This is a genomic window from Nonlabens sp. Hel1_33_55, from assembly GCF_900101765.1.
In the GTDB taxonomy this organism is placed as follows: Bacteria; Bacteroidota; Bacteroidia; order Flavobacteriales; family Flavobacteriaceae; genus Nonlabens.
In genome coordinates, this window is the sequence record NZ_LT627735.1 from 1,351,026 (window position 1) to 1,364,714 (window position 13,689).

Consider the following 13,689-nt stretch of genomic DNA (forward strand, 5'->3'; position numbering starts at 1 on the left):
TTATAGCTTTCGGTCGTCTGGTTCCTCGTATTCCCTGTTCTTTTTACCAAAAACGGAAATATTGATATAACGGGTTGGATTTAATTTAATGTCTTGAAGCAGCATTTCTGCCTGGCGTGTTGCACGCTCCAGGTTAGTATACAACCTATCATCAGTCATAAGTTTCCCTAAGGTGCCTTCACCTTCCGCAACGTCGTCCAATAAACTATTGAACTTACCTACCGTCACTTCAAGATCTTTTACTACACTCGCAATCTGAACTTGTGCTAACGTATCTGAAATCTTCGCAAAGTTAGCTGTGGTTTTATTCAAGTTCTTTATGGTGCTTGATAACTCCTGATCATTATTCACGAGGAATTTATTAGCATTAGATGATAACCCTTGAACCTGAACTAGCGTTTTGTTCAATTCTTCAAGACTTTGAACGATTGCTTTTCTTGTATTTGGATTTAATGTTTTATTTACTGCATTGAGAACACTATCTGCACTAACCACCATGTTTTCAATCTTATCCTTTAGTGGTAGGAATTCATCCAAGATTTGCCCTTCAATACCACTATCAGTAGTGGACGGCAATGTATCGCCTGGTCTTGCTAGACGTCCATCAGACTCAAAGTTGGGTATAATAGCAAGCGCCTTTCCACCTATAAGCCCAGTACTATAAACAGTAGCCGTACTTTCTTTTGAGAAGTTGAATTTCTCATCTACGTGGAACTTTACAAGTAATCGTCCACGTGAATCCAAAAAGTCGATATCATCAATATTACCTACAATCAAACCGTTGATCGTCACTGGTGCCGATTTTGTCAAGCCTTCCACATTATTATAGACGGCGTAAAAAGACCGGTCTGCCTTTAAAAGGTTGCGCCCGTTAAGAAACGAGTAACCAAAAATAAACAGTGCTATCGCAGCAACTGTAAGTAGTCCAACCTTTATTTCTTTAGAAAATTTCATTGCATAGCAGTTTCAACAAATGTAAATATAAGACTTGCCTATATATTAGGACTAACAATTAATTAGCAGTTGTTACAACCTGCGTCGGGTTCCGTTTTCAATAATTACAATGAATGCCGTCTTGTAGCCTTTGCTTATAGCTTGTTCCCTAAGCTCACTAGCTTTTTTTAAAGAGCTGGTCTCTCCCGTAAAATATCGATAAATGTCACCTTCTTTTTCCTTAGAAATTGATGGCAGCTTTTTGAAGTTATTCGATTTAGGAGCCAGTGATTTACTGCTCGCTGCAATCTGTACTTTGTAAACTGCGCTAGAATTTGAAGGAATAGGGTCAACAGCTACTGCAGATGTCGATGACGAACCATCTGAAACATCAGAAATGTTGATGTCTCTATTTTGCTTGTAGGACATGATTCCGTCGTAAATAGATTCTGCTACAGATTGTTGACCATCGCCACTAGTAAGGTATTTGCGCTCGCTGTTATTCGTAATAAAACCTAATTCTACTAATACACTAGGCATGTACGTTTCTCTCAATACCAAGAATACGTTTTGCTTCACACCACGATTGGTACGGCGCACCTTACTGGCAAAATTATTCTGTATTTGCGCTGCAAGATCAATACTATCTTCCATATTGATCTCTTGAGTAAGGACACTTGTCGCATATGAAGATGGATCGTTGGGATCAAAACCGTTATAGTTTTCTTCATAATTGTCTTCCAACAAGATCACACTGTTTTCCTTCATTACCACGTCAAGATTTTCAGTGCTACGTCTTAGACCTAAAACCCAGGTCTCGTTCCCGTTAGCCTGTTCTTTATGAAAACCGTTACAGTGAATAGAAACAAACAAATCGGCATCTGCTTTGTTGGCGACCTTGGCGCGATCCGCCAGCTCGATAAATACATCTGATTTTCTAGTATAAAGAACTTCAATATCGCTGTGTTGCTCCAGTTTTTTACCAATTGCAAGCATCACTTTGAGAGCAACATCCTTCTCGTTGACACCTGCGTGCGTGTATCCAGGATCCTTTCCGCCATGTCCAGCATCCAGCACCACCTTAAACTTTCGGTTGGGTGGATCCGTCTCAAGACTGTTGATCGCACTAGCAAAAAGTACCAATGGCGCAGTTAATAAAGCAATAAAGAGATAAATTTTCGTTTTCATAAAGTACCTAATCGGTTGCAAGAGGATTGTTTTTAGTTCGCTTTCGCGAAAGCGTAATTATCAAATAAACCCTTGGAAATTATATGTAGTTTTGACTTTTCAAAAACCAGACCAATTCCTTAACGAATATACCCTAGTATAGATTGTATCCCATTTTTAGGCATATCATTTTATCAATAGTTTTCTTAACAGGACTACAGTGGTGTCTCGCGCAGGAAACACCTGTGGTTCAACGACCTATACCTATTCTTGAAGACTCCAGTGAGGTCGAGACGCCTGTCGTTGTGGCAAAGGAAGCACTGGTAGCACAGGATTCTACCGTACAAGACAGTACAAAGCCCAAAGCATTTCTTCAATATAAGCTAGAATCCAGCGCGAAGGGCTACAACCGTTTTGATCGTAGGGAAAATACATTGACGCTCTATGATCAAGCGATTATTGTGTATGGTGACATACGATTGGAAGCTGGAAAAATCATCATTAACAACAATACCGGTAACGTCTATGCCTACGGGATTGTGGAGGATTCTACCAATGCCTACGTGCAAAAACCGATTTTCACGCAAGGCACCAATAAGGTAGAACCAGATTCCATCATTTTTAATAAAGACACTAAAAAGGCGCTTACCTATAACTCCAAAACTGCTCAAGGCGAATTTAACGTGGTTGCCGAGGTTACTAAAAAAGTAAACGACAGCGTATTTTTTATGCGTAATGCTCGTTTTACCACATCTGCAAATCCTGAGAATCCAGAGTATTATTTTCTCGCTCGTAAAATTAAGTTTGTTCCCAAAAAGAAGATTGTAACGGGTCTTGTCAATATGTATATCGCAGATGTTCCAACTCCACTAGGTTTACCATTTGCGTTTTTCCCTATGACTAATGAGCGTCGTAGCGGTATCATTTTACCGTCTTTTGGAAATGATAATAACAGAGGTTACAACCTTACCAATGGTGGATATTATTTTGCTATCAATGATTATGTAGACCTGACTCTTTTGGGAGATTACTTTACTAACGGTAGTTATGGTGCACGAGTAGAAAGCAGTTATAGAAAGCGCTATGCCTATTCTGGGAGTATTAGATTCTTATTGGAAGAGTCCATACGAAGTGAGCGTGGTTTTTCTGACTTTGCACAAACGGGTCGCTACAATATTAACTGGCAACACAGTCAAGATGCCAATGCAAGTCCCAATAGTAGGTTTAGTGCCAGTGTGAACCTAGGTAGTCCTGATTTTTACAGAAATTCTTTCAATCAAACCAACCAGAGCGCACAGCTGATCAATAACTTGAGTAGTTCCATTAGTTATTCCAAAACCTTTCCTGGAGAACCGCAGGTCAACTTGAATACTACGGTTTCTATCAACCAGAACGTGAATACAAACACAACCAACTTAACGCTACCAACCTTTCAAGGAAGTGTTTCGCGAGTATTTCCTTTTGCATCAAAAGATGGTATCAAAAAAGGCATCATTCAAAACGTCAACCTACAATATAATGTTAGAGGTGAGAATAGGGTAAGTACCACGAACGATAATCTATTCACTCCAGAAATTTTTAGCGAAGCGCGTGCTGGAATACAGCACTCCATACCTATTTCTACCAACTTTAAAATCGCCAAATATTTTAGCATTAGTACTGGAGCCAACTTCCAGGAAAATTGGGTTTTTGATACTATTGATCAAACCTTAGTCGCTAATGAAAGTGGCAATCAGATCATACAGAGAGATACCATAAGTGGTTTTGATAGCTATCGCACCTATAGTTTCAATGCCAGTCTAGGAACCACCGTTTACGGTAGTTATACCAGCTCAAATCCAGAAGCCAAAATTCAGGCCGTTAGACATGTGATGCGACCATCTGTATCGTATAATATCAACCCTAGTTTTGATCAATATTACGAGCAATTATTACGAGAAGATGGAGTCATCGTTTCTGAAGAAGAGCGATTCTTCAGCAGGTTTGAAGGATCTTTATTTGGAGCGCCTGGTCGTGTTTTCTCCAGTAATATAGGACTGAGCCTGCAAAATAATCTTGAAGCCAAAGTTCTTGATCCAGAAAGCGAGGATGGAGAACTGAAAAAGAAACAATTGATTAAAAGTTTGAACTTGAGCACGAGCTACAACCTAGCCGGTGATTCCCTACAACTAAGTCCGCTTAATGTTAGTGGTGTTATTCCTATTTACAAAGACGTCGACTTGCAGCTCAATGCAAATTTTGACCCTTATGCGCTAGACGCTAACAATAACAGGATAAATACTTTCAATATCAATAACGGCGGTAGTCCGGCGCGATTGACTAACGCAGGTGCTCGATTCAACTTCAAACTAAGCAATAAAGATTTTGAACCAACTGATGATGATGAAGAGGATGACAAAGAAACTAAAGTAGAAAGCACCACATTACGTAATGGTGGTCGTGCAGATGATTTATTCGGTGATCCTATTGATCCTGCGACAGGAAACTTTCTGGATGATGAAGAACCCACACAACAGGATGTTGACCTTGAGGAAAGTCTCTATCGATTCAAAATCCCATGGAATTTAAACATTGCTTACACTTTTACTTACAATAATGCTAGAAGACAAAACGAGGTAAGCGGTAACAGTATTATGCTAAGTGGTGATGTAGAATTTTCTCCACGCTGGAGCATAGGTGGTAATACAGGATATGATTTTGTAGGTAATGGTATTTCATTTACCACGTTACGATTTCAGCGAGATTTGGAGAGTTTCCGTATGAGCTTCAATTGGAATCCTGTTGGTGTCAATAATAGTTGGTTCTTTTTTATAGGAATCAAATCTGGTGCCTTGAGTGACATCAAATACGACCAGCGTAGACAGCCAGATCCAAGGTTTTAGTAAATTAAAGCTTAAGGCTTGAAACTGCTTCCCAGTGTATTCTAAGCTTCAGGAATCTTACCAAGAATCTCCAATAAAAACTTCCAGAATTTCTGTACTGATCTGATTTCTACATATTCATCTGGACTGTGAGCGCCTCTAATATTTGGACCAAAGGAAATCATATCCAATCCAGGATAACGCTCGCCTAAAATACCGCATTCCAACCCTGCGTGGCAAGCTACCACTCTAGGTTCCTGTGTAAATAAATCTGTATAAATAGAAGTTGCTACGTTTAAAATGTCGCTATCTGGTTTAGGTTCCCAACCTGGATAATCTCCTGAGAAAACCACCTCTAGATTATTGAGTTCCATAACACCACGAACCGTAGCCTTGAGATCATCCTTAACGCTATCTACAGACGATCTAGTCAAGCAGGCGACTTCCAACTTGCCATCATTTAATTCAATTCTCGCCAAGTTATTACTCGCTTCAACGAGATCATCAAAATCTGGACTCCATCGATACACACCATTCTGTATTCCCAGAATCATGTAGATCAAATGCTCGCTGTCTTTTCCTTCCAGCACGTCTTTTCCAGTGGCATCTTCAATGCTTATGGAAAGATTCGGCTCAATGGATTGATATTCCTTCTCTATCGCATTCATGCATTTCGTGAAGGAATGTATGATGCCTTCTTGTTCGCTTTCGCGAAAGCGAACTACACTAACGGCTTCTCTAGGTATAGCATTCCTTAAGCTACCGCCGTTGAATTCCTGTAAATGAACCACGCCTTTTTTTTGCATGGCGTCCATCAGTCTGGTATTAAGCTTATTGGCATTACCCAATCCTTTGTGGATATCCATACCACTATGGCCACCTTTAAGGCCTTTGACTGTAATTTTTTTGGTAACGAAACTAGAATCAGGAGAAATGGTTTTATAAGTTCTTGTTCCAGTGATGTCAATCCCGCCGGCGCAACCTATGTCAATCTCATCGTCTTCTTCCGTATCTAGATTTAATAGGATTTCGCTGCTGAGAATGGTTTTATCAAGCTTTTTTGCGCCTGTCATTCCTGTTTCTTCATCAATGGTAAAAAGAGCTTCAATCGCTGGGTGAGCAATATTTTTTGAGGAAAGAATGGCCATGATAGCCGCAACGCCTATACCGTTATCAGCTCCCAATGTGGTTCCCTTTGCCTTGACGCGATCTGATTGGATTTCCATCTCAATACCTTGAGTTTCAAAATCAAAAACAGTATCGTTATTTTTTTGATGTACCATATCAAGATGTGATTGTAAAATCACACTTTTACGGTTTTCCATGCCTTCAGAGGCTGGTTTTTTAATGATCACATTTCCTATGTCATCTTGAAGAACAACGAGAGATAACTCTTTGGCGAAATTCACCATGAATTTCCTGACTTCTTCTTCTTTTTTAGATGGTCTGGGAACTGAATTTAAATCTGCAAAATGATTCCATAATTGATGGGGTTCTAAACTGCGTACCAAGTCACTCATATCTTCTTTGTTTTGCTTCCTTGTAAAAATAAGAGACTGTAAAGGGTAATGCGTGAAGCTTATATTAAATGATGCTTTTGGGAACTTAGGTTAGAGTATGGAATACTGAATACTGAATACTGAATACTGAATACTGAATACTGAAATTTACAGATTAGAACCTGCTTTATTTTTGACTTTTGAGTCTAGATTCTTTCATCTTTCTTCTTTCTTCTTTCATCTTTCTTCTTTCATCTTTCATCTTTCAACTTGACTCTTGATTCTTGATTCTTAAGCTTACATCACTTTAACTCCGCGCAACATCTCGCGTTTTCCTGGTGGTCCTGGCAACCGCTCTACTTGAAATCCTGCTTCCTGCATATTACGTCTCACTTGACCAGCAGCGCAATAGGTAACTATAACACCATTTGCTCTTAACGCTCTATAAGCCGATTGAAAAATAGATAACTTCCATAATTCAGGTTGCGTTCGTGGTCCGAAGGCATCAAAATAAATTAGATCGAAATCGGCTTCAAAATCAACCGATTCAAAAGTCATTTGCTTTTTGACAAGCTTAAATTGTTGATTAACTACAGCTTCATCATTCCAAGGTATGTTGTGAATAGTCTGGAAAACCTGTTCCTCATGAATCAACGCACCATAATTCATGGCGTCAATTTCTTCTTGGGTAACGGGAAAAGCTTCCATTCCTGTATAATTGATCGCCACTGAAGATGTATGGATTGCCGTAAGCAACGCGTTCAACCCTGTTCCAAAACCGTATTCAAGAATATTTAGAACGCCCAGATCAGGTTGCTGTTCCAGAGCGTATTCCAATCCCATTTGTATAAAAACATGGCGCGCCTCTTGAAGCGCGCCATGTTTTGAATGATACTGTTCATTGAGATCAGGCATGTGAATGGTTTTGGAGCCATCGCCTGTAGTCATGATCTCACGCTTCACTTATTCTGATTTTTCAGATGAATTTGCTACAAATACATCAGCTCCTTCAAAAGTTTCTACAAGCGCTCCATCTGCAATAATGCTCAAGGTTATCTGATCTTCTGTAATCGCATCGATTTCTTGCTGGCTTTTACCACCATCCATGGCATAATGTCTTGCATCTTCAACACTAGTGACGCTTTTAAAAGCCTTTCCAGAGATCACTACTTCTTTTCCTTGACCATTTTTAGGTAAAAAGAAACCGTAATCCTTAAAAGTTACTCTAGCCGATTGATCATCACCTACAGGAACCTTGATCCAGCATCCTTTGTTAGTACAAACCTCACTAATGACCGTTTTCACTTTCACATCAACGGTATCATTAGGTTGAAGTTGGGCAAAGAGATACGTCAAATCTCCAGATTTCATAGTTTCATTTGCGGTAACCGTGGCACCGTAATTAGTAAACGCTACTTCTTCCAGTTGATCTTCATTAACGGCTGGAATTTCTTCGTTTTCTTGAGCGTCTCGACAACCTACAATTGTCAATGTGATAAAAAACAGGGCGAATAAATGTTTCATCTGTAAATATTTGGTTTAAAATTAAGAATTTGACAGTGATACTAATATTGGCATATCTACTATCTTTGCAAAAATAGAAATACCCAATGAATCATACCCATCAAATTGCTGTTGACAAAGTTCGGAATTCTAAAATTGATTCCACTGATTTTGAAACCCTAGTTTTCGGTAAGGTCTTTACAGATCACATGCTGGAATGTACCTGGAGTAACGGCAGCTGGAGCAGTGTAAATATCAAACCATATGGACCTATAATGGTAGAGCCTAGTTGTAAGGTGTTCCATTACGGTCAGGCAATTTTTGAGGGAATGAAAGCCTTTAAAGATGAGAATGATGAGGTTTTTCTCTTCCGTCCAGAAGATAACTGGAAGCGATTCAATGAAAGTGCTAAGAGACTTGCCATGCCAGAAGTTCCTGAAGAGGTATTTATGGATGGACTTAAAGAGTTGGTCAATCTAGATAGAGATTGGGTGCAAAAAGGCGATGGATTGTCCCTTTACTTAAGACCTTTTATGATTGCTAGTGAAAATGGTGTTGCTGCAGCACCAGCGACTGAATATAAATTTATGATCGTGATGTCACCAGCGCGATCCTATTATAGTGGCGAAGTAAGAGTTGTCATAGCAACAGAATTTTCTAGAGCTGCAGATGGTGGTATAGGATATGCAAAAGCTGCTGGTAATTATGCCGCAAGTTTCTATCCTAATAGCCTTGCGATCAAGGACGGTTACCAACAAATCATCTGGACTGACGCTGCAACCCACGAGTATCTGGAAGAAGCAGGTACCATGAACATTTTTGTGCGCATAGGCGATAAGTTACTAACGGCGCCACACAATGATCGTATTCTTAATGGGGTGACCCGTCGCAGCATTATCCAGATCGCTAAAGATATGGGAATCGATGTAGAAGAGCGTCGTGTGAGCATTAGCGAGATCAATGAAGCTGCAAAATCTGGTGAGCTTAAAGAGCTTTTTGGTAGTGGTACAGCCGCCGTTGTGGTACCTATTAAAGGTTACAAGCACAACGATTTTAAACATGAACTTCCCGAGATCGAAAACAGCTATTCTAGCCAATTCAAAAAAGTATTAGCTGACATCCAGTATAATCGTGCTCCAGACGAGCATGGCTGGAGAGTGAAAATTTAATGATATGAAAGCCTCTTAGACAAGAGGCTTTTTTTATGCGTGGTGGTTATTTTAACGACGCTTTCGCGAAAGCGAGATTCCAAAAAATCTATTTTTACAACTTATGGATTTTAAGATAGTATCTGACTTTAAACCAACCGGCGATCAACCTGGCGCGATCAAAAAATTAGTTGCTGGAGTTAATGCAGATGAGCGTTACCAGACCCTGCTGGGTGTTACGGGTAGTGGTAAGACTTTTACAGTTGCAAATGTGGTGGAAGATGTTCAAAAGCCAACGCTGGTACTGTGTCACAACAAAACGCTGGCAGCGCAATTATATTCAGAATTCAAGGCATTTTTTCCTGATAATGCCGTAGAATATTTTGTTTCTTACTATGATTATTATCAGCCAGAGGCCTTTATTCCCACAAGCGGAACCTATATAGAAAAGGATTTATCCATCAATGAAGAGATCGAGAAGATGCGATTGTCCACCACTTCTTCCCTATTATCGGGACGTCGTGACATCATCGTTGTAGCATCCGTTTCATGCCTGTACGGTATAGGAAATCCTATTGAGTTTCAGAAAAATGTGATTCGGTTAAATCAGGATCAAGTTATTGCGAGAACGGACCTGTTGAAGAAACTGGTGCAGAGTCTTTATTCCAGAACCACAGCAGAATTCAATCGAGGAAACTTTAGAATTAAAGGAGATACACTAGATGTTTTTCCCAGTTATGCAGATACGGCTTTTAGGATCCACTTTTTTGGCGATGAGATAGAAGAAATTGAGCGATTCAATCCGGTGGATGGACGAGTGATTGAGAAATATAAGACCATCACCATTTATCCTGCTAACATGTTTGTAACATCGCCAGATCGACTGCAAGGCGCTATTCATGCGATACAAGAAGACCTGGTCAAGCAAATCGATTATTTCAAGGAAATAGGCAAACCACTGGAAGCAAAACGCCTACAGGAAAGAACCGAATTTGATCTTGAAATGATCAGGGAATTAGGTTATTGTTCTGGTATTGAGAATTATAGTAGATATCTAGACGGTAGAATGCCTGGCACGCGACCTTTCTGTTTACTTGATTATTTTCCAGATGATTTTTTGATGATCATAGATGAGAGTCACGTGAGCGTACCGCAAGTAGGTGCCATGTATGGTGGCGATAGATCCAGAAAAGTCAATCTCGTTGACTATGGATTCCGTTTACCAGCTGCAATGGATAACAGGCCATTGAAATTTGAGGAATTTGAAGCGCTGCAAAACCAAGTCATCTATGTTAGCGCTACTCCAGCCGACTATGAGCTGGAAAAAAGTGAAGGAATTGTCGTGGAACAGATCATACGACCTACTGGTTTACTAGACCCGATTATTGAGGTTCGACCCAGTCAGAATCAGATCGACGATTTGGTGGAAGAAATAAGAATACGAGAAGAACGCGACGAACGAGTTCTGGTTACCACGCTTACCAAACGTATGGCAGAAGAATTGACAAAATACCTCTCCAGAATAAATGTGCGTTGTCGCTACATCCATAGTGATGTAGACACTTTGGAACGCGTTGAGATCATGTCAGACCTACGTAAAGGAATTTTTGATGTATTGATTGGTGTGAATCTGTTGCGAGAAGGACTGGATCTACCAGAAGTATCGCTAGTAGCCATTCTGGATGCCGATAAAGAAGGTTTCCTAAGAAATAATCGTTCTCTTACTCAAACGATAGGTCGAGCAGCTCGTAACGTCAACGGTCTTGCCATTTTGTATGCTGATAAAATCACAGACAGTATGCAAAAAACAATGGATGAAACCGATTATCGCAGATCCAAGCAAATTGAGTACAATACGAAGCATGGTTTGACACCAACAGCTATTAAGAAAAGTCTTGAAAGTGCATTGTCTGGTAAAACTAAAGCGGTTTACGCTATTGAGGAAACACTAAATCTACAAGCCGCAGAGGAAGAAGCTACCTACATGTCAAAAGCACAGCTGGAACAAAAAGTCAGAGACACCCGCAAACGCATGGAAGCTGCTGCTAAAGAGTTGGATTTCATGGAAGCAGCGCGATTACGTGATCAGATAAAGATGTTACAAGTCAAAATTACCGAAATATGATTTTCACTCTTTTAGTTATGCTAGACAACGATTATATCAATAATTCAACGTTTATTTTAGACGTCTAGCATTATAGCACGTTTAAAGTCGCCTAGTGATGAAACACCCGAAAAACTTAGACTCCAGAATCTTAACTTCGTTAGCATAACACATTGCTAGCTATGAAGTTAAAATTACTTTTTGTCATAATAATTATTCTTACGATTTCTTCCAATGCAATGGCGCAGGTTGGTATCAATACCATAGAACCAACAGCAGATCTAGAAATCGTTGCAGACGCCAGCCCAATGACTGGGAAATACAATGGTATCATTATTCCTAAAGTAGACGCTCTTCCCGTAAGTGGTGATGCCACATTTCCAACTGCGGCGCAGGCTGGGCTATTAGTTTATTTAAATCCGAGTGCCACGCCAGACGGCACTGAAGGTATATACATGTTCGATGGAACACAATATGTGAAACTGGAACCATCATCTGCCTCTGGAGCTTTTTACGACAATGGAACCACAGATTTTGCAACGACAACGACTTCAAATATTGAGCGCGAAGGAAAAGTCAGCATTGGTAGCTCTTTGAACACCGGTAAATTTAATGTTGATGTCGTTTCTGCAAATAATTCAGCTGACCCTATCGCATTGAAAGTAGAAAATAACAATACTGGAACTGGATCAGTGAATACCTATAGCGCGTATCTAGAAAATAAGAGTGCCGTTGGTGGCAGTGGAATTAAATATGGCATACGGTCTGAAGTAAGCTCTGCTGGGAATAGCGATCGTGTTGGTATATACAATAATGTAATATCAAGCGGCAGTGCTGCTCGAGGTGTTATTGGAATCAATAATGTGGTTGGTGGAACATCTGGAACTACAGCAATCAATATAGGTATACGATCAGAAATTGGGACGCCTGCAAGTGACGCCAATAGTTTTGGTATTTACAGTATCGCTAGAGGGAACGACCTTAGAAACAACTATTCTGGATGGTTTCAAGGTGACAAATTTGCTATTAAAAATGAAGATAATTCTGACGGTTATGAGCTTCCTGTCATTTCAGGTACGTCAGGTCAAGTCTTGACGACTAATGGAACAGACACTGCTACATGGTCTGATCTTCCCGCGGCTTCTAGTTCACCAGTTTTTTTTAATGAAGGAACCGAAATTGCCGCTAGCAATACTACGGATAATGTTTGGAGAGAAGGGCATTTGAGTTTAGGTACAAACTCAAGTAATGGATTGCTTACTGCAACCATTGAGGCAGACGACTCCAACGGTCCACGTCAGGCTGGTTATTTTACTAATGATGATGAAAATCCTGCAAGCCCATTGACGTATGATACCTATGGTGTTAGAATAGATAATGATTCTGAAACAAGTGGACATAAGTATGGATTGAGAGTTAATCTCAATGCTGATGGTACAGGTGATCGTACTGGAATATATAATTCTTTTACCCATCAGACCGGGTCGTCTGGTACAAGCACATCGATAGCTTTTGATAATGAAACAAGATTTGCTCGTGGCACTGGCGATACTTATGGAATTAGAAATCGTGTCAACAACACCTCAAATAATAGCGGGAATGTTTATGCTCTATATAGCGAGGTTACTGATGCCGGTGCAGGTACCGGTATGCGTTATGCGGGATTATTTAATGGAACAATTGGTATAGGTGACCCTGCAAGAACTACTGGATATGATTTCCCAACTGATCGCGGTACCGCAGGCCAAGTCTTAACAACTGATGGCGCTGGTGTTGCGAGTTGGCAACCAGTTACTTTTACTGAGGTTGATGGTAGCGTTACAAATGAAGGTTCATTATCGGTTACGGCAGATACTGGCACTGATGATAACGCCGCAGTGATTGCTAGTAATACTGATAGTAATACAGTAACAATAGTTGGTGCTTCGGGTATTTCTATAAATGAGGACGCAACGACGAGAACTATTACATTGAAATCAAGCAATAACTCTTTAGTAAGGGCCCACCTTTCTAGTCAGTGGCAGCCCACTGGTTCATCTCCTACGTCATTTATTAAGATACCATTTGACGTGACATCAATTGATCTGGAATCGGAATTTAATCCTACTACCAATCAGTTTGTAGCTAAAGAACCAGGATATTATAGAGTTTCAATTAGCGTGATTACCAATAACTATGTTGGGAATAGTATCATTGACTCAGGAGGAGACAATATTTTTATAGGTAATTCAACTCATGGTCTAGTATTACGCAAAAACTCGACAGTAGTAGCATCTGACTTCAGAAAACATCTCGCAGATTCCGGAAGCGACAATAATATTGTTAGAAAAATTGATGATGTAGTTCAACTAAATACTGGTGATACACTTGAGGCTGGTTTCAGCGACAACAATGCTCAATTAAGTAGTGACGCAGCGAGAAATTATATAATTATTGAAAAGATCAGATAAATTGTTTAACACACAAAAATCCCA

At 40.0% G+C, this 13,689-nt stretch carries 9 protein-coding genes; 4 read left to right on the forward strand and 5 right to left on the reverse strand.

The features are described 5' to 3' along the window. Positions 1–954 carry an MlaD family protein gene (locus BLO34_RS05920; protein ID WP_090753433.1) on the reverse strand — a complete coding sequence of 318 codons (954 nt, stop codon included), beginning with the start codon at positions 952–954 and terminating at the stop codon, positions 1–3. Positions 955–1,026: 72 nt separating this feature from the next. Next, positions 1,027–2,121 carry an N-acetylmuramoyl-L-alanine amidase gene (locus tag BLO34_RS05925; protein ID WP_090753435.1) on the reverse strand — a complete coding sequence of 365 codons (1,095 nt, stop codon included), beginning with the start codon at positions 2,119–2,121 and terminating at the stop codon, positions 1,027–1,029. Positions 2,122–2,264: 143 nt separating this feature from the next. Between BLO34_RS05925 and BLO34_RS05930 the strand changes: the two genes are divergently transcribed. After that, positions 2,265–4,982, forward strand: coding sequence for a putative LPS assembly protein LptD (locus BLO34_RS05930; protein ID WP_090753437.1), 2,718 nt, complete (start codon positions 2,265–2,267; stop codon positions 4,980–4,982). A 41-nt stretch (positions 4,983–5,023) separates the two neighbouring features. Here the strand turns inward: BLO34_RS05930 and BLO34_RS05935 are convergent, their stop codons facing one another. From BLO34_RS05935 to BLO34_RS05945, 3 genes are all read right to left on the reverse strand, one after another. Then, on the reverse strand, positions 5,024–6,481 hold the full coding sequence (locus tag BLO34_RS05935) for an aminoacyl-histidine dipeptidase (RefSeq protein ID WP_090753439.1): 1,458 nt from the start codon (positions 6,479–6,481) through the stop codon (positions 5,024–5,026). A gap of 276 nt (positions 6,482–6,757) precedes the next feature. Continuing rightward, on the reverse strand, positions 6,758–7,423 hold the full coding sequence (gene mnmD, locus BLO34_RS05940) for a tRNA (5-methylaminomethyl-2-thiouridine)(34)-methyltransferase MnmD (protein ID WP_090753441.1): 666 nt from the start codon (positions 7,421–7,423) through the stop codon (positions 6,758–6,760). Further along, entirely contained in the window at positions 7,424–7,984 is a 561-nt protein-coding gene (locus tag BLO34_RS05945) for a DUF4920 domain-containing protein (RefSeq protein WP_090753442.1), read from the reverse strand. It abuts the gene before it with no gap. Positions 7,985–8,070: 86 nt separating this feature from the next. On the opposite strand from BLO34_RS05945, the gene BLO34_RS05950 reads away from it, so the two are divergent. The 3 genes from BLO34_RS05950 (at position 8,071) to BLO34_RS05960 (ending at position 13,665) form a co-directional block, all read left to right on the forward strand. Then, entirely contained in the window at positions 8,071–9,132 is a 1,062-nt protein-coding gene (locus BLO34_RS05950) for a branched-chain amino acid aminotransferase (protein WP_090753443.1), read from the forward strand. Between the two features lie 103 nt (positions 9,133–9,235). After that, on the forward strand, positions 9,236–11,236 hold the full coding sequence (gene uvrB, locus BLO34_RS05955) for an excinuclease ABC subunit UvrB (RefSeq protein ID WP_090753445.1): 2,001 nt from the start codon (positions 9,236–9,238) through the stop codon (positions 11,234–11,236). Positions 11,237–11,397: 161 nt separating this feature from the next. Continuing rightward, positions 11,398–13,665 (forward strand): hypothetical protein, encoded by a 2,268-nt coding sequence (locus tag BLO34_RS05960; RefSeq protein ID WP_157686702.1) that lies wholly within the window; start codon positions 11,398–11,400, stop codon positions 13,663–13,665. Positions 13,666–13,689: the final 24 nt, after the last annotated feature.